Origin of the sequence: Aquimarina sp. EL_43 (assembly GCF_943422735.1) — a bacterium.
Lineage (GTDB): Bacteria > Bacteroidota > Bacteroidia > Flavobacteriales > Flavobacteriaceae > Aquimarina > Aquimarina megaterium.
Window position 1 is genome coordinate 4,931,440 of the sequence record NZ_CALSBR010000001.1, and the last position, 26,539, is coordinate 4,957,978.

Annotated in this window: 25 protein-coding genes; 9 read left to right on the top strand and 16 right to left on the bottom strand. The window is 32.6% G+C overall.

Annotated features, from left to right (window positions below):
- Positions 1–180: 180 nt before the first annotated feature.
- Positions 181–984 carry an MBL fold metallo-hydrolase gene (locus NNL09_RS21215; RefSeq protein ID WP_196909987.1) on the top strand — a complete coding sequence of 268 codons (804 nt, stop codon included), beginning with the start codon at positions 181–183 and terminating at the stop codon, positions 982–984.
- A gap of 102 nt (positions 985–1,086) precedes the next feature.
- Here the strand turns inward: NNL09_RS21215 and NNL09_RS21220 are convergent, their stop codons facing one another.
- Positions 1,087–1,536 carry a cold-shock protein gene (locus tag NNL09_RS21220; protein ID WP_025665602.1) on the bottom strand — a complete coding sequence of 150 codons (450 nt, stop codon included), beginning with the start codon at positions 1,534–1,536 and terminating at the stop codon, positions 1,087–1,089.
- Positions 1,537–1,865: 329 nt separating this feature from the next.
- Between NNL09_RS21220 and NNL09_RS21225 the strand changes: the two genes are divergently transcribed.
- From NNL09_RS21225 to NNL09_RS21235, 3 genes are all read left to right on the top strand, one after another.
- Positions 1,866–2,456: a pseudouridine synthase gene (locus NNL09_RS21225; RefSeq protein WP_196909986.1), complete on the top strand. Its 591-nt coding sequence runs from the start codon at positions 1,866–1,868 to the stop codon at positions 2,454–2,456.
- Between the two features lie 278 nt (positions 2,457–2,734).
- A complete protein-coding gene (locus tag NNL09_RS21230; protein ID WP_196909985.1) occupies positions 2,735–3,856 on the top strand; it encodes a histidine decarboxylase in 1,122 nt (373 codons plus the stop codon).
- Between the two features lie 335 nt (positions 3,857–4,191).
- Positions 4,192–4,977, top strand: a complete 786-nt coding sequence (locus NNL09_RS21235; protein WP_025665599.1) for a DUF3050 domain-containing protein — start codon at positions 4,192–4,194, stop codon at positions 4,975–4,977.
- 55 nt (positions 4,978–5,032) lie between these two features.
- Here the strand turns inward: NNL09_RS21235 and NNL09_RS21240 are convergent, their stop codons facing one another.
- The 4 genes from NNL09_RS21240 to NNL09_RS21255 are packed head-to-tail and all read right to left on the bottom strand — an operon-like array spanning position 5,033 to position 8,275.
- Complete coding sequence (locus NNL09_RS21240) at positions 5,033–5,662, bottom strand: chloramphenicol acetyltransferase (protein ID WP_025665598.1); 630 nt, start codon at positions 5,660–5,662, stop codon at positions 5,033–5,035.
- A 2-nt stretch (positions 5,663–5,664) separates the two neighbouring features.
- Entirely contained in the window at positions 5,665–6,357 is a 693-nt protein-coding gene (locus tag NNL09_RS21245; protein WP_196909984.1) for an HAD family hydrolase, read from the bottom strand.
- Position 6,358: 1 nt separating this feature from the next.
- A complete protein-coding gene (gene ettA, locus NNL09_RS21250; RefSeq protein ID WP_196909983.1) occupies positions 6,359–8,050 on the bottom strand; it encodes an energy-dependent translational throttle protein EttA in 1,692 nt (563 codons plus the stop codon).
- Positions 8,051–8,092: 42 nt separating this feature from the next.
- Entirely contained in the window at positions 8,093–8,275 is a 183-nt protein-coding gene (locus NNL09_RS21255) for a CAL67264 family membrane protein (protein WP_034238511.1), read from the bottom strand.
- A gap of 507 nt (positions 8,276–8,782) precedes the next feature.
- Here NNL09_RS21255 and NNL09_RS21260 point away from each other — a divergent pair.
- The 3 genes from NNL09_RS21260 (at position 8,783) to NNL09_RS21270 (ending at position 12,158) form a co-directional block, all read left to right on the top strand.
- The gene (locus NNL09_RS21260; protein WP_196909982.1) at positions 8,783–10,411 is read left to right on the top strand and encodes an acyl-CoA carboxylase subunit beta; all 1,629 of its coding nucleotides are present in this window, start codon (positions 8,783–8,785) and stop codon (positions 10,409–10,411) included.
- Positions 10,412–10,530: 119 nt separating this feature from the next.
- Positions 10,531–10,722: a hypothetical protein gene (locus NNL09_RS21265; RefSeq protein WP_025665594.1), complete on the top strand. Its 192-nt coding sequence runs from the start codon at positions 10,531–10,533 to the stop codon at positions 10,720–10,722.
- 194 nt (positions 10,723–10,916) lie between these two features.
- Entirely contained in the window at positions 10,917–12,158 is a 1,242-nt protein-coding gene (locus tag NNL09_RS21270) for a M14 family metallopeptidase (protein WP_196909981.1), read from the top strand.
- Positions 12,159–12,169: 11 nt separating this feature from the next.
- Here NNL09_RS21270 and NNL09_RS21275 read toward each other — a convergent pair whose 3' ends face one another.
- From NNL09_RS21275 to menA, 7 genes are all read right to left on the bottom strand, one after another.
- Entirely contained in the window at positions 12,170–13,492 is a 1,323-nt protein-coding gene (locus NNL09_RS21275) for a M24 family metallopeptidase (protein ID WP_196909980.1), read from the bottom strand.
- A gap of 112 nt (positions 13,493–13,604) precedes the next feature.
- The gene (locus NNL09_RS21280) at positions 13,605–15,695 is read right to left on the bottom strand and encodes a VWA domain-containing protein (RefSeq protein WP_196909979.1); all 2,091 of its coding nucleotides are present in this window, start codon (positions 15,693–15,695) and stop codon (positions 13,605–13,607) included.
- A gap of 192 nt (positions 15,696–15,887) precedes the next feature.
- Complete coding sequence (locus NNL09_RS21285) at positions 15,888–17,003, bottom strand: AMP-binding protein (protein ID WP_025665590.1); 1,116 nt, start codon at positions 17,001–17,003, stop codon at positions 15,888–15,890.
- Between the two features lie 70 nt (positions 17,004–17,073).
- A complete protein-coding gene (locus NNL09_RS21290) occupies positions 17,074–18,012 on the bottom strand; it encodes a CPBP family intramembrane glutamic endopeptidase (protein ID WP_025665589.1) in 939 nt (312 codons plus the stop codon).
- 6 nt (positions 18,013–18,018) lie between these two features.
- Positions 18,019–19,059: an o-succinylbenzoate synthase gene (locus NNL09_RS21295; RefSeq protein WP_025665588.1), complete on the bottom strand. Its 1,041-nt coding sequence runs from the start codon at positions 19,057–19,059 to the stop codon at positions 18,019–18,021.
- Positions 19,059–19,739 (bottom strand): metal-dependent hydrolase, encoded by a 681-nt coding sequence (locus tag NNL09_RS21300; RefSeq protein ID WP_196909978.1) that lies wholly within the window; start codon positions 19,737–19,739, stop codon positions 19,059–19,061. Before NNL09_RS21300 ends, NNL09_RS21295 begins: the two co-directional genes overlap by 1 nt.
- 105 nt (positions 19,740–19,844) lie before the next feature.
- On the bottom strand, positions 19,845–20,744 hold the full coding sequence (gene menA / locus NNL09_RS21305; protein ID WP_196909977.1) for a 1,4-dihydroxy-2-naphthoate octaprenyltransferase: 900 nt from the start codon (positions 20,742–20,744) through the stop codon (positions 19,845–19,847).
- 196 nt (positions 20,745–20,940) lie between these two features.
- Between menA and NNL09_RS21310 the strand changes: the two genes are divergently transcribed.
- Together NNL09_RS21310 and NNL09_RS21315 are read left to right on the top strand one after the other, a co-directional pair.
- A complete protein-coding gene (locus NNL09_RS21310) occupies positions 20,941–22,647 on the top strand; it encodes an alpha-amylase family glycosyl hydrolase (protein ID WP_196909976.1) in 1,707 nt (568 codons plus the stop codon).
- A gap of 560 nt (positions 22,648–23,207) precedes the next feature.
- The gene (locus NNL09_RS21315) at positions 23,208–23,573 is read left to right on the top strand and encodes a hypothetical protein (protein WP_025665584.1); all 366 of its coding nucleotides are present in this window, start codon (positions 23,208–23,210) and stop codon (positions 23,571–23,573) included.
- A 110-nt stretch (positions 23,574–23,683) separates the two neighbouring features.
- Here the strand turns inward: NNL09_RS21315 and NNL09_RS21320 are convergent, their stop codons facing one another.
- The 4 genes from NNL09_RS21320 to NNL09_RS21335 all read right to left on the bottom strand — a co-directional run bounded on the left by NNL09_RS21320 (position 23,684) and on the right by NNL09_RS21335 (position 26,511).
- Positions 23,684–24,487, bottom strand: a complete 804-nt coding sequence (locus NNL09_RS21320) for an alpha/beta hydrolase (protein ID WP_196909975.1) — start codon at positions 24,485–24,487, stop codon at positions 23,684–23,686.
- Positions 24,474–25,349, bottom strand: coding sequence for an alpha/beta hydrolase (locus NNL09_RS21325; protein WP_025665582.1), 876 nt, complete (start codon positions 25,347–25,349; stop codon positions 24,474–24,476). The genes NNL09_RS21320 and NNL09_RS21325 overlap by 14 nt, the downstream gene beginning before the upstream one ends.
- Positions 25,350–25,454: 105 nt before the next feature.
- On the bottom strand, positions 25,455–26,045 hold the full coding sequence (locus tag NNL09_RS21330; RefSeq protein ID WP_025665581.1) for an outer membrane beta-barrel protein: 591 nt from the start codon (positions 26,043–26,045) through the stop codon (positions 25,455–25,457).
- Between the two features lie 118 nt (positions 26,046–26,163).
- Entirely contained in the window at positions 26,164–26,511 is a 348-nt protein-coding gene (locus NNL09_RS21335) for a 4Fe-4S dicluster domain-containing protein (RefSeq protein ID WP_025665580.1), read from the bottom strand.
- Positions 26,512–26,539: the final 28 nt, after the last annotated feature.

Here is a 26,539-nt window from a genome sequence, read left to right on the forward strand (position 1 = left end):
AAAAAATAAGCAATTTTTGTTACACCACCTCTTCTCTTGTTTTATACTCTTTTACAATATATTACACCAAAAACAAGATATAACAATTGCTCTATCTGCTCGCGATAATACAGCTTATCCCACATATCTCGCTCAATATTCTTATCTTTTAGAACTAATAAACACAAAAATCACCATCTCATGAAACTTTCCCCCGTATTCATTACCCTGGTATGTCTTATTTTTTTTAACTGTAAGTCACAAAAAAATGAAGACACCGAAGAAAACAACGAAACTATTACCGAAGCCCCACAAGAACTACCTGAAAAACCGATTAGTGATATCACTATCGACCCAATAATTCATGCTACAGCTATTATAGAATGGAAAGAAAAAACTATTTATATAGATCCTGCAGGAGGAGCCAAAGCTTTTAAAGATAAAAAACTTGCAGATCTTGTACTTATCACAGATATACATGGTGACCATATGGATATTGAAACCTTGGATAGCCTGGATTTATCAAAAGCCGAAATTATAGCACCTCAGGCAGTGGCCGAAAAACTTCCTGCACAATACACAGATCACTTGATTATTCTTAATAATGGAGAAACAAAAGAAGTACAAGGTATATCCATTGAAGCCATCCCGATGTACAACCTAAGAGAAGAAGCCTTAAAATTTCATGATAAAGGAAGAGGCAATGGTTATATAATCACTTTAGGAAAGAAACGACTTTATTTTTCGGGAGATACAGAAGATATTCCGGAAATGAGAGCATTACAATACATAGATATGGCATTTGTAACCATGAATCTACCCTATACTATGACCGTAGAAAGTGCAGCGAGTGCTGTTCTTGAGTTTAAACCTAAGCAAGTATACCCATATCATTATCGTGGAACCGAAGGGCTAAGTGATGTTGCAAAGTTTAAAGAACTGGTATCAAAAAATCCGGATATAGAAGTAATTCAATTAGATTGGTATCCCAACAACACCAAATAGTAAGTTAACAGTACCGTTCTATTCTAATAAATAATCTAACATAAAAAAGGTCTGCGACAAATGCAGACCTTTTTTATATGTTCTATGTAGATTATATAATAATTATATCTTTTTTACTCTAACAGCATTCATTCCTTTCTGACCTCGCTCAAGTTCAAAAGTCACTTTATCATTTTCTTTTACCTCTTGCATCAAACCATTCACATGCACAAAATATCGCTCCTGCGTTTCAGTATCATTAATAAAACCATATCCCTTAGAATCATTAAAAAACGCAACTTTTCCTTTTCTTACCGGATCAAATTCCTCTTTTTCTCTTTTAGGAACCCCAATCTCAATATTCTCAGCTTTGATTTTTTTCTTTTTGGTCGGATCTGGTGGGGTATCAGTAGTATACCCATTCTCATCAACATAAGCAATCATACTATCCAAGCCATTACCCTTATTAGAATTAGCTCTACGCTCCTGCTTCTTTTTCTGCTTTTCTTCTCTCTTTTTTAATTTCTTTTTCTCTTTTTCAATTTTACTAAAAGTCTGCTGTGATTTTGCCATTCGCTATTTATACTTTGTTTTTTGTTAAACCGATTTTTAACCTAAAAAATGGAGGTTGTCATTGAAATACTAAACGAATGATTGGAAAATAGCAATTTCTAAGATTGATTTACCTAATAATTTACCCAGTTGTTGCAATAACGCATACATCTAATATATAAATATTGATATACTGAATTTTTTACAAAGATAAGTTTTCATTTTTAATTTTAGAAAAGTATTTACCTGATTCATGGTTCTGTATGAAATTTTGGCTCTGATAAAACTAAATTCGTAAATTCGAAAACTCATTTTTTCACCTCTAAAACACCAATTTCTATATTTTTTGAATGAAAAACAATACCGATAAACAAAATCATCAACATTTCGCTATTTACAAACCATATGGTTATCTAAGCCAGTTTATTAATAACGGTCAAAAACAAAATTCAAAAAAACTATTAGGAGAGTTGTATAATTTTCCTGAAGGAACTATGGCTATTGGGCGGCTGGATGAAAAATCAGAAGGGCTATTATTACTCACTACAGATGGAAAAACCAGTAACCATATCTGTAGCGGTCATGTAGAAAAAGAATACTATGCTCAAGTAAACGGTGAAATTACCATAGATGCAATTGAATTATTAAGAAAAGGAGTCGAAATTGGTTTTGAAGGAAAAAAATATATCACTACACCTTGTAAAGTTTCCAAAATAGATACTATCCCCACATTTCCCGAAAGGCCAAAAAAAATACGTGATGACAGGCATGGCCCTACCAGCTGGGTATCTATCACATTACAAGAAGGCAAATTTCGCCAAGTACGAAAAATGACATCAGCCGTCGGTTTTCCTACATTACGATTAGTACGAGTAAGAGTTGGTAATATTTATTTAAATGAAATGAAAGCCGGAGAAGTGAAAGAACTATACACTTTATAATCAAATCATACTCTATAAACCCACACAATCGCTACTGTTTTTAATTATTTGGATTAAATATTCTGTTTTCTTCCTATAACACAACTTTACTTCTCCTGTGTCATTAGTAAAAATGAAATATGTATAAGAATGATATTCTAAAAAACATGTTTTAACCACAGCTGACTAGAATTAAAATCTACCAAAAACATATAACAAAGACTAATATTCTAAATCAATATATATATTTAGAATATTTACCCATACTATGTAATTTTGAACAAATTATTAAGCCTATTATGAAATTACATACTACAGAACAACAGCAGCTTGAAGAATTATATCATAGCATCAAAAGTACAACACAAAATTTTTTAGGATACCCGGTTTCAAAAGATTTTGATTATTCAGAATTAATGCCATTTCTCCAATTCCCTTTAAACAACTTAGGAGATCCGTTTAGTGAATCTACGTATCGTGTAGATTCTAGAGCCATGGAGCGTGAAGTTGTAAATTTCTTTGCCGGATTATTTAGAGCCCATGAAAATGATATTTGGGGATATGTAACCAATGGTGGTTCTGAGGGAAACTTATATAGCCTATATGTAGCGCGAGAATTACATCCAAAAGGGATGGTCTATTTTTCTGAAGCTACACATTACAGTATTCAGAAAAATGTAACCTTGCTTAATATTAATTATGTGATTGTAAAGTCGCTTCCTAATGGTGAGATGGATTATGATGATTTAAAAGAAGCAATTGGTTACAATAGACATAGACCAGCAATAGTAGTTGCTAATATTGGAACAACAATGACAGAGGCCAAAGACAATACCAAAAAAATTAAAGGAATTCTGGAAGACATGGCTATAGAGAAGCATTACATACATGCAGATGCTGCCTTAGCCGGGGGATTTGCACCGTTTGTTACCCCAAGACCACAATTTGATTTTGAAGATGGTATCGATAGCATCTCAATCAGTGGGCATAAGTTTATAGGGTCTCCCATGCCGTCGGGGGTAGTTATTGTAAAAAAGGATAACAGAGACAGAATTGCAAGAAGAATAGCGTACATCGGTAGTTCTGATGCTACTATAACCGGATCAAGAAATGGACACACCCCATTATTTTTGTGGTATGCAATAAAAAAATTAGGAGTCGAAGGGTTTAAAAAACGAACAGAGCATAGTTTAGGTGTAGCTTCTTATACAGAAAACAAACTCAAAGATCTTGGAATTGAAGCCTGGAGAAACCCTAATGCTATAACTATCGTTTTCCCTGCTCCCAGCACAGAAATTATAGATAAATGGCAATTAGCAACAGAAAACGGACAATCCCATATCATTTGTATGCCAAATGTATCTTACGAACAAATTGATAGTTTTATAGCAGATATTGAAGTAGAAATGTGTACTGTCTAATATAAAATTAAAACCATATGATTATAACATAACATAATGGGGCATAACAAATTGTAATGATTCTTTCATAAGAAAACATTCAATTTTATGGTATTTTCGTCAGTGAATTTGTGTAAAAAGTATATTGTTGTTTCTTATATAAAATACCCCATTCACTATTTAATATAATTCAACAATACTTTCTTATAATGTAATTAACTTATCATTGCAAAGTACCACCGCCATATGCGGTGGTATTCTGTTTTTATATTATTTTTGCGCCAGTTAAAAAACATGGTTGTCTTTTTTTGGTTAGAATAGCAAACATGTAATAGAAAAATAGAACGTAATACATTATGAATAGATTACAACACATAGAAAATGAACTTTTTGATTTAAGGGTACAATTACAAAATCATAAGCTTTATAAAAATTTAAGCCATATTGATGACATAAAAATATTTATGGAAAACCATGTTTTTGCAGTTTGGGATTTTATGTCTTTATTAAAAGCAATACAAGTTAAACTAACCAATGTAACTACCCCATGGATTCCTAGAAAAAACCCTATATTATCCAGATTTATCAATGAAATTGTACATGCAGAAGAAAGTGATATTAATGAGTTAGGAGAACCTAAAAGTCATTTTGAAATGTATTTAGATGCTATGAAACAGATAAAGGCCGATACATCTAAAATTGATTTGTTAGTCGATTTAATTGCATCAGGAAATGATGTCGATCATGCATTAAATCAATTAAATATCGATCAGCATGTACTGGATTTCGTTAAATTTTCTTTCGAAATTATAGAAACTGGCGAATCTCACCGTATTGCATCTGCATTCACTTTCGGAAGAGAAGATGTTATTCCCGATATGTTTATTGAAATATTGAAAAAATCTGACTCAGAAAATAAACGATACAATAAACTAACGTATTACCTCGAAAGACATATTGAACTTGATGGAGATGAACATGGGCCGCTTTCATTAGAAATGATTTCTGAATTATGCGGAAACGATTCAAAAAAGTGGGAAGAAACTTTGCAGATTGCCAGGAAAGCTTTAGCACATAGAATTAAGTTATGGGATTGTATTTCTGATACAATAGAAAAGAAAAAGTTAACGTATAGTATCTAAAACACCTAAAAGCAAACACATCATAAAGAGTAATTTTTATGAAATCGAAAGTATATTATTCATTCAATAGTCGTTGAAACTCTTCGAGATAAAGGCCAATATGATACCCATCCATTAGTCCGTGATGTACATTAATAGCAATAGGCAAACTTAATTTACCATTTTCTTTGGTATATCTGCCAAAAGAGATTTTTGGTACACTATCCTTAAACTGAAAATGTCTGGCATGTGTAAGCCCTGTATAATTATACCAGGGAATAGATGAATAATGAATGGTATCTATACGCTTGGCATTATCCGTATGTCGTAATCCTGTACTTTTTTTAACAGCTTCAATTTCTTGTTGTGCTTTACTGCAAAACATCTCAAAATCATTGTCATACTCCATAAATGAAAATCCGAATGTATGATCCTCTCTCCCTATAGTTGGGGATGCATGAATTTTATCATACACAAACACTTGATTATCCTCTATACGATATCTAAAGGCCTCAATAGCATTAGCTGCATGAAGAGATTTGTAGAGGTAAAATAAAAAATATGGATACCCAAGGTCTTCTATCTTTTGGTACCCCATTGTAAAATCTACAGTTGTGGTTATCCCAAAAAACGGTTCATCAAAACTACCAAAAAAATCAAAATGCTCTTTTCTGTTCCAGGTAGTAAGATCTAGTTTTGTTTTCATTTTTATAATATTTGCAATAACTCGCTAGCCTTTGCAAAGCTCCTAAAATTAGGATGATCTATTTTATCATCAACCATTTCATGAGCCCAGGTAGTATGAAATGGAATATGAAATGCATGTGCCCCAATATTTAAAACGGGTAGGATATCAGATTTTAGAGAATTCCCCACCATTAAAAACTCATTTTCAGTAATATCCAGGTGTTTTACCAGTTTTTTATATTGCTTTTCTGTTTTATCAGAAACAATTTCAATATGATGAAAATAATTCTCTAATCCAGATTTAATAAGTTTACGCTCCTGATCCAGCAAATCTCCTTTGGTAGCCATTACAAGTCGGTATTTCTCTGATAACCGACGTAATGTTTCATCAATCCCATCGATCAACTCTATAGGTTCCCGAAGCATTTCCTTTCCTTTTTCAATTAGCCTCTGTACCAGGTCTATCGTCATATCTCCATTAGAAATTTTGATAGCTGCTTCTATTAACGAAAGCGTAAATGGCTTAATCCCATAGCCATATAATGGCAGGTTTTGCATTTCGACATCAAAAAGTAATTTGTTTGCTTCTTCTTTAGGTAAATACTCTTCTAATAACGTACAAAACTCTTCTTCTGCTTTTCTGAAAAAAGTTTCATTTACCCAGAGCGTATCGTCTGCATCAAAAGCAATTACTTTAATTTTTTTTAAAGGCATTTTATCTCACCAATTTTTTATACTTAATACGTTTTGGCATTAAATCACCACCTAAACGTTTCTTTTTATTCTCTTCATAATCAGAGAAACTTCCTTCAAAGAAATATACTTGCGAATCTCCTTCAAAAGCTAAAATATGAGTACAAATCCTATCGAGGAACCAACGGTCGTGAGAAATTACCACGGCGCATCCGGCAAAGTTTTCTAGCCCTTCCTCTAACGCTCTTAATGTATTAACATCTAGATCATTAGTAGGCTCATCTAAAAGTAATACATTACCTTCTTCTTTTAAGGTCATTGCCAAGTGTAATCGGTTACGCTCACCTCCAGAAAGCGTAGATACCTTTTTATTTTGCTCGCTTCCGCTAAAATTAAAACGACTCAGATACGCTCTTGAATTTACTTGCCTTCCTCCCATCATAACCAACTCCTGTTCTTCACTAAAGTTCTGCCAGATAGTTTTATCCGGATCGATATTACTATGACTTTGATCTACATAAGCAATCTTAGCAGTATCTCCGACTGTAAAGCTACCCTTATCGGGTTGCTCTTCTCCCATTATCATTTTAAATATAGTAGTTTTACCAGCTCCGTTTGGACCAATAATTCCAACAATACCTGCCTGAGGAAGATTAAAATTTAAATCTTCATATAACAACTTATCATCAAAAGCTTTACTTACTCCTGTAGCCTCGATAACATTAGTTCCTAATCTAGGACCATTCGGGATGTAAATTTCAAGCTTTTCATCTACTTGTTTTTGATCCTGACTTAACAATTTATCATAGTTACTCAAACGTGCTTTTTGCTTCGCCTGACGACCTTTTGGGGCCATACGAACCCATTCTAACTCTCGTTCTAATGTTTTTTGACGTTTAGAAGCCTGTTTTTGTTCTTGTGCAAGTCGTTTTGATTTCTGATCCAACCATGAAGAGTAATTTCCTTTCCACGGGATACCTTCTCCTCTATCAAGTTCTAATATCCACCCAGCTGCATTATCCAAAAAGTATCTATCGTGAGTTACAGCAATCACAGTACCTTTATATTGTTGTAGGTGATGCTCTAACCAATGAACAGATTCTGCATCTAAATGGTTAGTAGGCTCATCTAATAATAAGACATCTGGTTCTTGTAGTAAAAGACGACAGAGTGCCACTCTTCTACGTTCACCACCAGATAGTACTCCGATTTTCTTATCAGATTCTGGAGTACGAAGTGCATCCATAGCTATTTCTAATTTGGTATCCAACTCCCATGCATTACTGGCATCGATCTGATCCTGTAGGTTCGCTTGTTTATCCATAAGTTCCTGCATTTTATCAGGATTCTCATAGACCTCTGGTAAACCAAACATATCATTGGTCTTATTATACTCGTCTAAAACGGCAACCGTTTCTGCTACACCTTCCTTTACAACTTCTAATACTGTTTTTTCAGGATCTAGCTTTGGTTCTTGTTCTAACAGACCAACTGTATATCCCGGGGCAAATACAACATCTCCCTGGTAATTTTTATCTATTCCTGCTATAATCTTAAGCAAAGTAGATTTTCCCGAACCATTAAGCCCAAGGATACCTATTTTAGCTCCATAAAAAAAACTGAGATATATGTTTTTGAGAACCGGAGTATTTGCACTTTTGTACGTTTTACTCACTCCGGACATCGAAAAGATTACTTTTTTATCGTCTGACATAAGCCCTTAATTGTTATTTTTAGATTGTATAGTTTATAAGAGTTAAACTCTCCCTTTTAATGCATTAAAAACCCAGGCAATTGCAAAAAAGCCAACTCCAACAGCCGCAAAACCATATCCAGATACATCTCTATATCTAAAAGCTCCTAATGCAATAAGTGCTAAACCAACTATTATCATTATAAAAGTTGCCCAAGCCAACACTGTATTTTTATTCATTCCCATAAATTATTTTTTTTAGTTTAGTACGGTTACTCATGTTTTTATACATAAGCAAGTGCAAATATCGGTATTTTATCGTCAAAACACAGGTTTTTATAGAGTTGTTAAGACAAAAAAATAGTTTACCTATTGTCCTACAGTAAATTAAGAATTCACTTTTATTTAAAAACAGTTCTTCAGGGGTCTAGATCAACGTTAAAACATAGTGCCGAATATTATTAATGGCATATGCACTTCTTTTTCTGATTCGAAATATTAGTATACTCATGTTAATACTTCGTAGCTGGAAAGAAAAGTTATGATCAAATTATTTTGCTAATATTGAATTTAAATACCAAATAGAAGGGGTTTTTAATTACAGCCTTAACACTTTCTACAATTAAACTACTAAAAAACAATATTTTAAGAACAAAATAATAGCGTGGTTTAAATTGGTCTCCTATCATTCATAAAATCTACGTTTTTTGTATTTTCGTGCAAACAATACACACAATATACACAATACACAAAATGGATATAAACTTCAACAAAAACGAAGATCACAATAAACTCTTAGTATCAGAATTACGACAACGCCTTGCCAAAGTAAAATTAGGAGGAGGCGAAAAACGTATTGAAAAACTTCATGCCAAAGGCAAAATGACAGCAAGAGAAAGAATCGATTATTTATTAGATACAGATTCTAAATCTATAGAAATTGGTGCTTTTGCAGGAGAGGATATGTATCATGATCACGGAGGATGTCCTAGTGGCGGTGTTGTTGTTAAGATTGGATATGTAAGTGGAAAACAATGTATTGTTGTAGCTAATGATGCGACAGTAAAGGCTGGTGCCTGGTTTCCTATTACAGGAAAGAAAAACTTAAGGGCTCAGGAATTATCTATTGAAAACAAATTACCTATTATTTATCTTGTGGATAGTGCGGGAGTATATCTACCCATGCAAGATGAAATCTTTCCCGACAAAGAGCATTTTGGGAGGATATTTCGTAATAATGCAGTAATGAGCAGTATGGGGATCGTTCAAATTTCTGCAGTTATGGGGAGTTGTGTTGCCGGAGGCGCTTATCTGCCAATCATGAGCGATGAAGCTCTAATTGTGGATAAAACAGGTAGTATATTTCTTGCGGGAAGTTATTTGGTAAAAGCTGCTATTGGAGAAAGTATTGATAATGAAACTCTGGGTGGTGCTACCACTCATTGTGAAATTTCTGGAGTAACCGATTATAAAGCTAAAGATGATGCTGATGCTCTGGATACCATTAAAAATTTAATGTCAAAAATTGGAGATTTCGAAAAAGCCGGTTTTAATCGTAGTAAACCTGTTTCTCCAAAAGAAAATCAAGATGAAATCTATGGCATTTTACCAAAAGCCAGGAATGAACAGTATGATATGATGGAAATCATCAATCGACTGGTGGATGATTCTGATTTTGAAGAATACAAAGCCGGATACGGACAAACGATTTTAACTGGGTATGCGCGTATCGACGGCTGGGCTGTAGGCATTGTAGCTAATCAACGTAAAATAGTAAAGACTAAGAAAGGAGAAATGCAGTTTGGAGGTGTCATCTATTCTGACTCGGCAGATAAAGCAACCCGATTTATTGCCAATTGTAATCAAAAGAAAATTCCGTTGGTGTTTCTGCAGGACGTAACCGGATTTATGGTTGGTAGTAAAAGTGAGCACGGAGGTATTATTAAAGATGGCGCAAAAATGGTAAATGCCGTGAGTAATAGCGTAGTACCAAAATTTACCATAGTAGTTGGTAATTCTTATGGTGCAGGTAATTATGCGATGTGTGGCAAAGCATACGATCCTAGATTAATTGCTGCTTGGCCAAGTGCAGAATTAGCGGTAATGGGCGGCGCTCAAGCAGCAAAAGTATTGTTACAGATTGAAACAGCTTCTCTAAAAAAGAAAGGAGAGCAATTATCTGAAGAAGATGAAAAAGCACTGTTTAATAAAATTAAAGCTCGATATGACAAACAAACTTCTCCATATTATGCCGCTGCACGAATCTGGACAGATGCTATCATAGATCCATTAGATACAAGAAAATGGATTTCTATGGGTATAGAGGCTGCAGATCATTCTCCAATTGAAAAGAAATTTAATTTAGGAGTCATTCAAGTGTAACATGAAAATATATCGTATGTAGTAATGATTTGTGTATTAAAAATATGCAAAATGTATGTTTTAGGTTTTTTAGAAAACTTAACTTTAAAACTTAATTAACCATTTTAAATATTTTCGCAATGATTAAGAACATTTTAAATCTAGACAAGGTCATAATCCTTAAAAAAGAACAACAAAAATCTATTAATGCAGGTTCATTTGATAGAGGGTGCCCTCAATTTCGAGCATGTTGGAAAGATAGTGATTGTCCTTGTGGAGGATGTGGAGTAACAATAGCAGGCCACTATATTGATGATTTGTGCGCTTTTTAAGGGATAAAAGAAATCCAGTCGATTTCCTAATTATACAAATATCTACTTTATAGATTAGTAAAATATACATACTCTAATTACTAACGTAACCTATACCTAAGTAATTAGAGTTGTTTATTAATATAATTAGTATTCAGTATCTTTATTTATCTATTTGCAGATCTTCATTTATGAGGAATAAATACGCATTAATTATGAAACTACATATCAACATCTCATGCATACTATCGATACTGAGTTTTATTTTTATAGTGAGTTGCCAGACTGCCAAAAAAGTTGCTTTTGAAACCCCTGTAGATACTACTTCAAAAAAAATCAACCATCAAATTAAGCAAACATATACGTTAAAAGATATTGGTGTATATGCCAGTAATGAGTTTGACGGTGCCCGTCTAAATGGGTTTAAAAAAATAAACGATAGTACTGCGGCGGTTATTATACACCCTGAAAATACTCCTATAAATAAAAGCGCATACTACGCTTTTAAAGCATGGGCCAATACACCAAAACCTTTTTATTTTCAGTTCCTGTATCCCGATGGACATAAACACAGGTATCTCCCACAATTAAAAGCAAATAACGAACAATGGAAAAGTATTGACTCTATTAATTTATATCAAACTAATGAAAACACTACGATAAAAATTCAACTAGATAAAACGCCTTTATTGATCGCTGCTCATGAAATACATTCTTCTAAACATGTTAAGGATTGGTATACAAATTTGATTAAGGGAAAAGAGAGTTATGTAAATCTGAGTGTATTCGGAACCTCTAAATTGGGTAGAGAATTGCCTGTGTTAGATATTTTTAACGGAAATCCCGAAAATAAGGATGTAATCGTTTTGTTAACGCGACAACATCCTCCAGAAGTTACAGGTTATTTTGCTTTTCAACACTTTGTACAAACTTTATTAAATGATGACTCTGAGCTTTCGAAAGAATTTTTGAATAGGTATCGTGTATTAGCTTTTCCTATTATGAATCCGGATGGTGTAGATCTAGGTCATTGGAGACACAATGCTGGTGGTGTAGATACTAATCGAGATTGGTCTGCATACCGACAACCCGAAATTAAGCAAACAGTACAATTTATTTCTAAAACATTAAAAAGAAATAATTCGAAACTAATACTAGGTCTTGATTTTCATTCTACCTGGTATGATATATTTTATACCAATGAAATACGAAAAGGCACTACACTCCCCTATTTTATTGAAGATTGGTTTACCGCATTAGAAAACAATATCCCTGACTATGTTGTAAACGAAAAACCAGGAAATAGCAAGAAACCAGTTTCTAAAGGATGGTTTCTATATGGGCATAATGCTACAGGTGTAACTTATGAAATAGGTGATGATACTCCAAGAGATAAAATAAAAGTGATCGGTACGGTTACTGCACAACAAATGATGAGGATTTTAACCGATAAGTGATGTAATTCAATTTATTTTCTTTTAGGAATGGTTATCAATTCTGTTTGCCTGTCATTCACATATTTAAAACCTGAAGTTCCCCAAAAGCCCGCTTCTTCGAGCATAATACGAATATCTTTTTTCCATTCTGGGAGTGTTATTGTAGTATTTAATTCGATAGCATACACAGTATTTTCATACAAAGGATAATCTCCTGTTCCCGGGACTCCGCCTTGTGCATCCCACATTCCTATTGTTGGTCCTGCAGAGTGACCAAATACTCCTAATGGATGTGTATATATTGACGGTTTAAGCCCTTCGGCTTTTGCTTGTTCAAGAGATTTTAATAAAATCTCATTTCCGGTCTTACCGGTCTTAAAATTAGAAGTAAAAATGTCCTGTACTTTATTTCCATCTGCAAAAGCTTTTGTTAAAAACTCAGGAGGAGATATTTCTCCATTTTTAAGAATATAGGCGTGTTGCTGGCAATCTGTATTTAATCGTAAATATGTAATCCCAAAATCACAATGAATCAAATCTCCCGGCCGAATTACTTTATCTTTTGGTCGATCAGAAAAGGAAACAATATGGCTTTGTAATGCTTCACCCGAACGCTGAATATCTACCGTAGGATGAAACCAGGTTTTTAGCCCCATATCAGTTACCTTTTGCCTTAACCACCAAACCACATCATCTGTAGTAGTGGTTCCTGGTTGTATAACCGAAGTACTAAATGCTTCATCAATAATATCATGAGTGATTTTTACCAACTCTTTATATATTTCCATTTCCTGTTGGGTACGTGTTTCTACCCATGCAATTGATAATTTTTCGGCAGAGGAAATTCTTGACTTATATTCTTCTGGCAGCACATTCATCAACTCATCATAGTCTGTTTTTACTATACCATCCAGAATTCCGAAGTCTTTAGAATAATTAATTCCAATTTTTTTAGGATCTCTTTTTGAAATTATATCAATAAGTGCTTTCCATTGATCTGGTTGTTCATCTTTGTCCCAGGCAGAATCAATATTTTTGCCCACATTATATCGAGCTACTGCCAGTTTTTCTATTGTATTTTTAGCTTTATCCCTATAAAAAACCAATATAGTTCTCCGTCTGGCATTTAACCATGTCGAAGGTAACATTGTTTTAAGCACGGGGTCTTCATTGTATTCTCTAGAAATCAAAATCCACATATCAAACCCTGTACGATCCATTAGTTGAGGTAAAAGATTATCGAATCGATCTTTTAAAACCATATCAATTGCTGCAGCTCTTTCTCTTTGGTTAAGGATTTGGGATTGAATTGTAGTACTTAGAAAAAATAAAATTATAATAACGAAGTTTTTCATTGTGTGATTAGTGTGAGGCAATTAAATATATAATTGAAATAAAAATATCACAAAAAAAGACACCTGCAAAACAATACAGGTGCCTCTTTCTAACTTTAACAATACCTTTTGATTACTCCTCTAACCCTAGATAGCTATTCATAAGTCTTATAAATTCTGCTTTATATCCCTGGTTATCTTTTTCTTTATTTGTTTGGGCTAAATCAATAATATCTTTAATATCTTGGTTTTCAATACATTTCGAACCTCTTAGTTTCATCCCAAACCAAGCGATTGAAGCTGCAAAATTAAAATCTTGTGATGCAGAAGTTTTGGTATCTGTATGTAAAACATGAACCATTTCAATACTCTTTTTCTCTTGTGGTTTTTTATATCTAAACTTAACAGTTAATAGTTCATCTCCATACTCTTTTTTAATCGTTGAATTGGTATATTTTAGATCTGCAATCTCTTTCAGATATTTGTTTTTTACTCCTACAGGAATTACCTCATATAGTGCGGTTACTGTATGCCCGCTTCCCAGCTCTCCAGCATCTTTAGTATCATCTATAAAATCCTCATCTGCCAAAAGTCTGTTTTCATATCCTATCAATCGATATGCTTGCACTTTCCCTGGGTTAAATTCAACCTGAATTTTTACATCTTTAGCTATTGTATATAAAGTACCTCCGAATTCTTGCCCCAATACTCTTTGTGCTTCTTGCATGGTATCAATATATGAATGGTTACCATTACCGGTATCTGCCAATGTTTCTAGCTTACTATCCTTGTAGTTTCCCATCCCGAATCCCAGACATGTTAGAAACACATTAGATTTACGTTTTTCTTCAATCAATTTTTTCATGTCTTTATCGCTACTAATCCCTACATTAAAATCGCCATCGGTAGCCAGGATAACTCTATTATTGCCATTCTTTATAAAATTTTCTTTTGCTATTTTATACGCCAACCTTATTCCTTCTCCTCCTGCCGTTGATCCTCCTGCTTCAAGGTTTTGCAATGCTTGATTAATTTCGTGCTTATTAGCTCCAGATGTGGGTTTTAATACCATTCCTGCTGCCCCTGCATATACAACTATAGAAACCTTGTCTTTTTCTCGTAATTGATTAACCAAAAGTTTAAAAGCCTTTTTTAGTAGAGGTAACTTATTGCTGTTACTCATCGATCCTGATACATCAATTAAAAATACAAGGTTAGATGCAGGAATTTCATGTTGAGGAATTTCTTTTCCTTTTAACCCTATCTTAACCAATTGCGTTTTTGTATTCCAAGGAGTTGAAGCATACTCAGTATGAATTGCAAAAGGATGTTCGTCTTTGGGTTGTTCGTATTGATAATTAAAATAATTGATCATTTCTTCAATTTTAACGGCATCAGCAGGAACTTTAACTCCATTATTAATCATTCTACGAATATTACTATAGGATGCTTTGTCTACATCAATAGAAAAAGTCGAGAGAGGAGCCATTTGAACTTTTTTAAAATCATTCTCAACAATTTCTCGGTATGACTCATCATTTTGTACTTTATAATTACCAGAATGCGTAGTAATTACAATGCATCCATGCTTAGCCTTAGATCCATAAACCGAAGTTGCTTTTTTATTTTTAAGTACTTCTACCTTTGCTATTTTTGTTGGATCTATTGCGTTAACTACGGCTATGTCTTTATTATCAACAGGTACTCCATCTACCACATACATCGGTTGTTTTGCTCCCGAAACCGAATTAACTCCTCTAACTTTTAATGTATTACCTGTATTAAAAACCCGTACCCCAGGCGACTTATTTACGTGCCTTTGCCTGTGTTTTCTCCCTTTCCTTCTTGGTCTATTACTAGATACAGCATAACTCATTGATTTTCTCACTCTATTTGATCCATATGCTGTAACAACCACTTCTTCTAATTCTGCTGAAGAAGGAATCAATTTAATATGCATAAAAGCCGAGGCAGCGGTTATTTTTTCTTCAGCGGTTTCGAATCCTATGTAAGAAAACATTAGTGTATCTCCTATAGTAGCAAGAATGGTGTAATTACCATCAAAATCTGTTTGCGTTCCGTTGGTGCTTCCTTTTATAACAATATTTACACCTGGTAAAGGCTGGTTTTGATCATCTGTTACTTTTCCTGTAACTTTTATGTCTTGTGCATTTGAAATCCCTGTTATAAAGAAGACAAACAAGATGTATTGTAATAGTCTCATAGTTAATAGTTTTTAATTATAAACCAAAACTATGCGTTCTTATAAGCGATAACAATCAAGAATGAGTGAAGTCGTCTTTTTATTGAGTAAAAAGGAAAATATTGGTTTTTATGTTTCAAGAAAATGTAAAAGAGGGAAGTTTATTATCTGAATTGATTGGTTAATACAATCTATACTTTAACCAGAAAAGTATTACAATTTAGAATTCATAGCCAATTCTACGGTTTGTTTTCTTTGCACTTTTCCGTTCTCTGTTCCTATAAATTGAGGGATAAAATAAATCTCTTTCGGGATTTCGTATTTATTTAAGGTATTTAAATTCTGTATCGCTTCTTGCAATGTTAGGTATGCAATTTTATCATACTCACGTTCTATTAGTAGGATTACTTTGTCACCAAGCGTATCATCGGGGATACTGGTAATAAAAAAACGATGTCCGATCAATAGTTGTAATTTTGTTTCTATCTCTTCTGGATATAACTTTACTCCTCCACTATTAATTACATTATCATGACGTCCTTTCCACAAAAACTTTTTATATGTTTTTAGCTCTACCACATCATTAGTAATGATCGTCTCTTCATTTAGCTGCGGAGCTTTAATAATCAAGCAATTTCTATTATCAATGCTTAGCGTAATATTAGGTAGAGCCTTAAAATAGTGAGCATCTTTTTTATCTTTTTTCTTCGGGTTTATTCTTCTTGCGGCTATATGAGAAACTGTTTCTGTCATACCATAGGTTTCAAATATTTTAGTCTTAAAACCTTGGACCAATTCTTTTAAGTTTTCTGAAACTGGTCCACCTCCTACTATTAACTTTTTAATTAAATGAAGTCTATTAAGAGAGTTATCTAATTGTAGAGGTACCATTGCGCAAAAATCATATTGCTTATACACGGTATCCAAAGGATTTGTTCTTGGAGGTACCAAATCTATTTTCCATCCCAATACCATAGCTCTTACAAGCATCATTTTTCCTGCAATATAATTTGCAGGAAGGCATAATAGTGCTGTAGTTCCTTCTTCAGATTTAAAAAACTTTCCTGTTGCTATTGCACTATTGATCATGTGTTGTTTATATACCTTAATTTTTTTTGGCTTTCCTGTAGAACCCGAGGTTTGTACAACAATATGATCTTTTTCATTTAGCCAATCTAACAAAAAACTTCCTGCTTCCTGTTCATATACCTCACCTTCTTTAATAAAACCATAGGCTAAAGATTTTAGTCTTTCTTTATCAAAACAATTTTTATTTATTGAGAAGCTTTGATGTATTTCGGGAATAGAAAATGTACTTTTCGTTTGCATATTCAAATTTCAATTTTCTAACAAACTCATAAGTTATCAATATGTAAAGAGTGTGTTATTTCTTTGTTAGTTATTCTGAAATTGTATCAGATGGTATATTTCCAAAAAGTTTATCTTTCCATCCTGTCCATTTATATTTTTTAGCTAATATGAATAGATAAACAGGATATAATATAATAACAGGAAGTACAATATCAATACCTGCTGAAGGTTCTGAAATATCTAAAAATATTGCATTGGTTTGAAAAGCGCTCCAATCTGTTGTAACCAACATTGCAGCCATTATATTATTTGCTGCGTGAAAACCTAGAGCCAATTCCATACCATCGTCCATTAAGGTCATAATACCTAATAGAAGACCAGTTCCTATATAAAACACCATCATAATATAGCCTAGTTTCTCAACTTCTGGATTTAAACCATGAAGTAATCCAAACGTTACAGAAGTGATGATAAGTGGTAACCATTTATTCTTAGCTAAAACACCTATACCTTGCATTAAATATCCTCTAAACAAATACTCTTCAAAACTAGTTTGTAATGGTAGCAAGAGTAAAGAAATTAAAGCCAAGATTAAAAACGGAATCATTTCAAAATTAAGCTTATAAATTTCTGGTTCTGCATAAAAGCTAATCACAAAAAACACAATATTTATAAATGAAACAAGAAAGAATGTAAACCCAATACGTTTCCAATCAATCTTTTTTCTTGTTGTAGTCAATTCTCTAATCGTTTGTTTATGAATAAACTTAGCAGCTATAAATAACCCCAATAATCCAGATATAAAACTTATAATCACTAAGGTTAGAAATAAATTAGAATTCATATCTAACGAGGTGAAGTTAGATTCTGCAGCAATCATCAACGTTTGTAAATCACCAGTATTTATAAATGCCCCTATGAACAAAGGGATAATACCTATAAATTGCCAAAAAATAAAAATGATTGCTAACCCGATTAAATATCTCCACCAATCATGCTTTATTTTAAGTGCTTGTGCTATATACATATAATCTTAATTTAAATAATTTACGTTCCAGTTTATGTTATTATAATATCCTAAAGTTCCTTGACTAACAACCAAAGGTGAATCAATATTATTTGTATACAATCCTCCTGTTCCTAAGCCTTGAGGCATTTTGTTATTTAAAGTATATGTATATTGCGCAATAGCACTTAGTCCTATATTACTCTCTAGTGCACTGGTAATCCACCATCCAATTCCATAAGATTTTGCTATATCAATCCATTCTTTAGTTCCTTTAAAACCTCCTATCAAACTTGGTTTAAGAATAATATATTGTGGTTGTATAGTTTGTAATAGTTTTTTCTTTTCTGTTACATCAAAAACACCTATTAACTCTTCATCTAATGCTATAGGCAATGGGGTCTCTTTACATAAGTTTGCCATTTCTTTAAGCTGTCCTTGTCGTATCGGTTGCTCTATACTATGCAAATCAAAAGCAGAAAGCCGTTTTAGTTTATCTAAAGCTTCTTCTGGTTTAAACGCGCCATTAGCATCTACTCTTAATTCAATACTATTTGAGGAAAATTGAGATCGTATATAAGACAACAAATTTAGTTCTGTTTCAAAATCAATAGCCCCAATTTTCATTTTTATGCAATCAAATCCATCTTCTAATTTAGAGGTAATTTGTTGTCTCATAAATTCTTTATCTCCCATCCATATGAGTCCGTTGATAGAAATTTGTTCCTCACCCCGGGTAAATGGTGAAGGAAACAGTAAAAAAGGAGAATCGCTTTCTAAAGATTTAAACGCCATCTCTACTCCAAATTGAATACTGGGAAACTCTATAAGCTCTTCCCAAAGCTTGTCTACACCTAAATGAATATTCTCACAGGTCCATTTTAATTTATCCTCATAATCTGGTCGGTCATCTATACTTAATGTTCTTAGAATACCGCATTCTCCTATTCCTTCTTTTATTCCGTCAGAAATCACAATCAACCAGGTTTCTTTGGTTTTTAGAATTCCTCTCGAGGTACCGCTTGGTCTTTTAAACTTAAGGATATGTTTATAATATCTGGCATTCATTATAATGTGATGCTTTCCCCTATATCTAATAGCATAAGGTCTTTATTTTTTTCAAAAAACTTTTGTTTGGCTTGATCATGATCAATTTCAATATATCCAAAAGTATCATAATGTACTCCTAATATTTTTTCACATTCAACAAAATCACTTGCGATAATAGCATCATCTACACCCATTGTAAAATTATCTCCAATAGGTAGAATAGCTAGATCTAAAGTATTTCTCAATGGGATTAATTTCATATCCATTGTTAATGCTGTATCCCCCGCAATGTAAATAGTTTTATGTTCTCCTTCAATGATAAACCCTCCTGGTTGCCCTCCATATGTTCCATCGGCAAAACTACTGGTATGAATTGCATTCACATATTTTACTTTTCCAAATTCAAAACTCCAGGTTCCTCCATGATTCATAGGATGTATTTCGACACCTAGATTCTGGTAATATGTGGCTATTTCATAATTTGAGACAATCGTAGCATTATTACTTTTGGCTATAGCTTCTGCATCAAGAACATGATCTTGATGTGCATGAGTAAGCAATATATAATCTGCTTTAATTGTATTTATATCAATTTTATCCTTAGCTAACGGGTTACCCGAAATAAATGGATCTATAAGGATATTTGTTTCATTGATTTCAATTAGTAAAGTATTATGACCGTAAAAGGTGATTTTCATGTGTGAAAAATTTAAAACTAATTATACTACAAATAGGTTCTGAGATACAATAGAATGCTCACAAAAGCTACTATAAATTATCTACTATAACAGAGTTCGACTAAATTATAAAATCTGCCCCAGACTAAATAAAATTGATAGTAAAAATGTTGTTAAAGCTATTTTTTTAAGCTCGGGGTCTAATAGTTCTGAATTACTGGTTTTAGCAACTTTTCGTATATGAATAAGTAAAGGTATATAAGCAATCAAAAACAAAAAGTTTATAGGTGTTTTATAGGTAGTATATAAATATACTAACATGGATAGCATAGCGATAATTAGTAAGGTAAAATGGTAAGTTCTTGCTCGATTAATTCCTAGTTTTACAACAAGTGTATTTTTACCTGCTTTTTTATCACTATGATAATCTCTCATATTATTAAGGTTTAACACTGTGGCACTCAATAATCCGATAGTGATCGCAGGTAGAAAAACAAGAACATTTAATTGTTTTGCAAACAAAAAGTAACATCCAACGACGCTAACCAAACCAAAAAAGATAAATACAAAAAAATCTCCTAACCCCCTATATCCATATGCAGAGCTACCCATTGTGTATTTAATAGCAGCGGCTATAGCAGCAAGTCCTAATATGAAAAAGAATACAGAATAGAAAAAGTACTCTTTTCCGAAAGAAACATAAATTAAAGCAATAGCAACTCCTAAGGTGATTAATGCTGTAAGTACTATTCCTTTATACATTTCCTTTTTAGAAATAGCTCCACTTTGCAAAGCTCTTTGTGGCCCTATTCTATCTTCATTATCAGTTCCCTTTACCCCATCACCATAATCATTAGCGAAATTGGACAAAATTTGTAAACCTAATGTAGTAATAATAGCCAGCCAGAAGGTATTTGTTTCCAAAAAGTTCTTATAACCTAAAGCAGATCCAACAACTATTCCCGAAATCGATAGTGGTAACGTTCTTAATCTAGCTGCAGAGATCCATGCTTTTAATTTGGTCATTTTTATAATTTTGACTTCAAAGGAACATTATTTTTATAGAAAAATAAAAATTAATTACATCAATTCTTTGTCTTAAGAGTTTATAAAAATGTGTAACGAATCATAATATCACTTATTTTTACAAATTTAGTAATTCATCTTATTCTAATTTTTATAAGACTTTTTATAGCTTAGCATTTTTAAATCCCTAAATACAATGATTAAACTTACAAAAGCCATTATTTTTTTGTTCTTATGCCTTATGATCGGATGTAAAGATGAGCCAAAAACAAATGGTATTAATCAATCAAAAACTACTCAATCTGATACTCAAAAAGTAAGAAAATCAGAAAAACCACCTTTTATTTGGGAAGGGTCTAATATCTATTTTTTATTAACCGATAGATTTAAAAATGGAGACCCAACAAACGACGAGGCTATAAAACGAACTAATGAAACAGGCAAGTTAAGAGGTTTTGAAGGAGGTGATATTAAAGGAATTATTCAAAAAATAAAAGATGGGTATTTTAAAGCACTCGGAGTAAATGTTATATGGTTTAGTCCGATAGTAGAACAGATACACGGAAGTGTAGATGAAGGCACAGGAAATACATATGCGTTTCATGGATATTGGACAAAGGATTGGACAAAAATTGATCCTAATTTTGGCACGTATAAAGAATTAAAAGAGTTAATAGATACAGCCCATAAAAATGATATTAGAATCCTAATGGATGTGGTAATGAATCATACAGGTCCTGTTACAGAGCAAGATCCTGTCTGGCCTGATAGTTGGGTACGAACCTCGCCACAATGTACTTATAAAGATTATGAAAGTACTATAAATTGTACGCTGGTAAAAAACCTCCCCGATATTAAAACAGAGAATAACGAAAATGTAGAATTACCCGAAGCGCTAATAAATAAATGGAAAGCCGAAGGTCGACTAGAAATAGAACTTGCAGAGATAGATGTTTTCTTTACCAAAACACGGTTAAAAAGATCTCCCAAGAATTATATTATCAAATGGTTAACCGATTATGTTAGAGAGTTAGGAATAGATGGATATCGTGTAGATACGGTAAAACATATTAAAGAAGATGCATGGAGTATATTGGCCGAACAAGCTAAGCTGGCATTTTTAGAATGGAAATCAAAAAACCCTGATAAAACACTAGATGATAATGAATTCTATATGTTGGGTGAATTATATGGCTATGGAATTGATGGGAAACGATATTATGATTTTGGAGATCGTAGAGTAGACTATTTTGCTCATGGATTTAACAATATGATCAATTTTCAGTTCAAATATGATGCTAATCAACTTGATTATGAAAAATTGTTTAGCAAATACAGTAAAGCTTTATACACGAATTTAATTGGTAAAGGAATAACCAATTATATAAGTTCTCATGATGATGGTAAACCTTTTGACAAAAAAAGAAATAAAACGTATGAATCTGCCACCAAACTGTTACTAACTCCTGGTATATCCCAGATATATTATGGAGATGAGATAGCAAGACCATTAATTGTCGACGAAACCAAAGGAGATGCCACGCTTAGATCTAATATGAATTGGGATGCAATCGATAATGAGGATACCAAAACACTATTACAGCATTGGCAAAAACTAGGAGTTTTTAGAAAAAATCATCCCGCTGTAGGAGCTGGTAAGCACAAAATGATATCTCAAAAACCTTATGTATTCTCAAGAAAGTATCATAAAAATGGAGTATCAGACAAGGTGGTAATAGGATTAGATCTTCCTATGGGTGAAAAAATAATTAAAATTAATTCGGTTTTTCCAGAGGGAGCTATTTTAATTGATGAGTACTCGGGTAAGGAAGTTACAGTTTCTAATGATTCGGTAATGATTGATTCTGAATATGAAATTGCTCTATTAGCAATAAAAAAGTAAATTAATAATAAGAATTCTTTTTAAGTATCTATTGTGGTTAAATGACTATTAATTTGGTTTTACTTTTTCTAATATTCAAAAATAATATATCCCAGGACTAGACTCTATAGCGGTTGTATATATATATGTACCATATATTTATATGAATCTAAAGTAAAAATTGGATAAGATATCAAGTAGAAAATCGTTAATTTATTTAAGTTCATAATACCCCATGAAGAACTTACCTCCTTAGGATAAGGAGGTAAGTGTTGGGGAAAACAAAAAAAGTAAGGGAAAAATTGTAATTGGAATACATGTCAAAGATAAAGAGGTTTGGTGCATATACGGTTACGGTTTTACCTCAAACTTTAGCCGGAATAGTAGTATGAATTGAAGATAAGCCACTTAATTAACTGAAAAACAGGTATTTAACATAAATCAACTCTGTATGTTAAATTATACTAAATAAAAAAAACAAATATCTGTATAAATAAATACCCGTAATTGATTTCTAATAATTCAAGAAAAATTTAAATTTGCAATCATTAGTAGTTAATCATCTTTATAATATTACCCATTTGGAAAATAAAAAAGCAATCAAGTTAATCGATAAAATTCTGGTAGACCTGGAAAAAACAGGTATCAACACAGATGCACTAATTGTAGACCTTAAAGAATTAAGGACTTATGCTTTAGAAGAGCAAATACCACTTGTAGTAAAGGTTCTTAGGTTTACTTATGAGCATATAGAAGAGAATAATTCTTTTCTCATACCTATTCCGGATGATGAACCTATAGATGAGGACAATGAAATCCCAAATAATGAAGAAACTAAAGACCCTGTAGAGAGTCTTAAATATTTGGTATCATTAACAAAAAGTCTTAAAAACAGAACAAATATTTCAGACTTAAAAGAGTACAGAGATGCTCTTATGGAATATTAAATGATAGCTTTTTAGTGAGTCATTTTTCTGATTTAGTTTTTAAAAAATTATAGATCTTATAGAAGCGTCATATCTTTTATGTAGGAATGGCGCTTCTCTTTTTAACAGTATCAATCATTTTTTAATACGCTATCAATCGTAGTAAGATATTCCTCAAATTTTATTAGGTTATTATGCGATCCTTTTGGTATTGCAATCATTCTTTTGTTTGAAACTGTAATACTATTAAATAATAGCTCTCCTGATGCATAAGGGACTACCCTATCATCGGTGCCATGGTAAATAGTAATACCACAAACTACATTTTGTATAAACTCATGAGACGGAATTTTATATCGTAGCAATAGGTTTGTTGGAAAAATGGGTAACCAACTTTCTGCAATATCTTTCATATCATAGTATGGAGTTTCTAATATCAAATGGTTAGGTCGATTATCTGAAGCTACTTTTACTGCTATTCCGGTTCCAATAGATCTTCCATAAATAGTTATCTGATCCTCAGGATACCGTTCTAAAACATAATTATAGAACAATTGTGCATCTTCATATAATTTTTGTTCGCTGATTTCACCTCTACTTTTTCCATACCCCCGATAATCCATTATGATGACATCATATTTTTTTTGAGCAAAGAATATCGCTATTTCCCCCCAACGTTTCAAACTTCCCTTATTACCATGAAAATACAAAATAACCCCTTTGGGATCTTCATTAACAAAACGAATAGCATTAAGACGACTATGATCGTTGGTTTCTAGAAAAAACTCTTCAAAAGGATGCGCAAATTGAAAAATAAAATCGGTAGGAAGTTTTTCTGGTTGAAAAATGATTTTTTCCTGAAAGAAATAAAGCAATACGATAGTAATACTATACAATATTATACTCCACAATAGTATTTTTTTAAGCTTGCGCATTTGCTTTTTTTGAAGAATGCACAACACCAATACTTGTATTAGAAAGATTTATCTTTTTAATTTTAGAATTGATAATTTCTCCAAGCATCTTATGATAAGATTCAAAATTATTCAAATTTTTATGCCCTCCTCCTATCACAGTATATAACCGAGTAAGTTTTGGTCGAATTTTTGATAATTTAATACTTGATTTAAAAGGAATCAATTTATCATGGGTACCATGTATAATATGAATAGGGCAATTTACATACTTAAGCCATTTATAGGTTGGTATAGGATACCTCATTATTAAAGAAATTGGCATAAACGGGATAAACTTTGCAGCAACCTTATTTAGACTATAATAAGGAGCATCTAATATCAACATTTTAGGATTATTGATAGAGGCAAGTTTTGTAGCAAATCCAGACCCCATTGAACGACCGTATAAAATAATATATTCTTCCTTTACTCTATCTTTAATCTTATTATAGACAAACTGAAGATCTCTTTTTATTGCTTTAAATGAACGTCTACCTGTACTTTTACCAAACCCTCTATAATCCAACATAAATACATCATACCCATGTCTTGTGAAGTCTACAGCAAATTTCCCCCAGCCTTTAATGCTTTTAGAATTTCCTTTAAGATATAGAACAACACCTTTTGGGTTCTCTACTTTAAAATGAAGACCATTAAGTATAGCACCATCTCTTGTTTCCAGGTTGTATTCTTCTACAACCTGATTGTTATAATGAAACTCAAAATCCTTATCTAACTTCTCTGGTTTAAAAATGAAATATTCCTGCAAATAATACAAGATTATACTTACAACAACATACACTGCAAGAATACTAATTGCTATATATCCCCAATACGACATCCAATTATTCTTTTTTGTAAGTATCTAATTTACAAAAAATTAAATTGAGGTATAAAAAAAAATCCTGCTTTGGCAGGATTTTAATTACATATTATTTGTTAAAATTTATCGTCGCGCATCATAAATTCTGAATCGAACTCCTACTCTTGCATAAATATCAAAGAATTTACTATTAGTATCGGTAATATTATCTACAAAATCGTTCATCACTCCTACTTCTGCCATAATATCGAACATCTCTCCTACCATTTGAGAAAAACCAGCTCCGTACACACCACCAATAATCAACTTCTCATAGCCATCATCTTCTAGTTCTACACCATTTATTTCAAATTTTGTATTTACTCGAAAAGAAGGTCCGACATTAATAAAACCACGAAACCGATCTTTACCATCACCAGTTAAATATCTAAATTTTGGATTAAATCCAACCTGAAGTGTCTCTGCATCGCCTGTTCCTTCTATTTCACTGGTACGCTGTAAAAGATCTAAAGAAAAAACAATACTTGTTCTCGCTCTAACTCCCATTACATAACCATATCCGGCATTAACATAAAAACCTGTTCCGCCTGTAGTTTCATTATTATCAAGGTTTAGTTTAGAAAAAGTAGCTCCAGCAGAAACTTCCCAGCGATATTGCCCATAAGAAACAACAGAAAGCGTTGCAAAAAGAATAAAAAAGACTATTTTTTTCATGATTTCGAATTTAGATTTGAGGTTGTAATAGAGCGAAAATACTAAAATTTAAAAAACGACCATAAAAAAACCTGTCATATGACAGGTTTTTTTATGGTCTATATTGAGATAATATCCTTTATTTATGCATAAAAGCTTGTTTCTGTAATAAAAACTCTTCGGTTTCTACTATATCCTCATCAGGGATACAACAATCTACAGGACATACTGCAGCACATTGTGGTTCTTCATGAAACCCTTTACATTCTGTACATTTATCAGGAACAATATAATATACTTCATCACTAACAGGCTCTTGTGCCTCATCGGCATTTACACCTTTACCACCAGGAAGAACTACATCTCCTTCTAAATCTGTACCATCAGAATATCTCCAATCATCAGCTCCTTCATAAATTGCAGTATTTGGGCATTCTGGCTCACATGCACCGCAGTTTATACATTCATCTGTTATTATAATTGCCATAGCTCTTTTTTATTCTAAATTTGCAGCA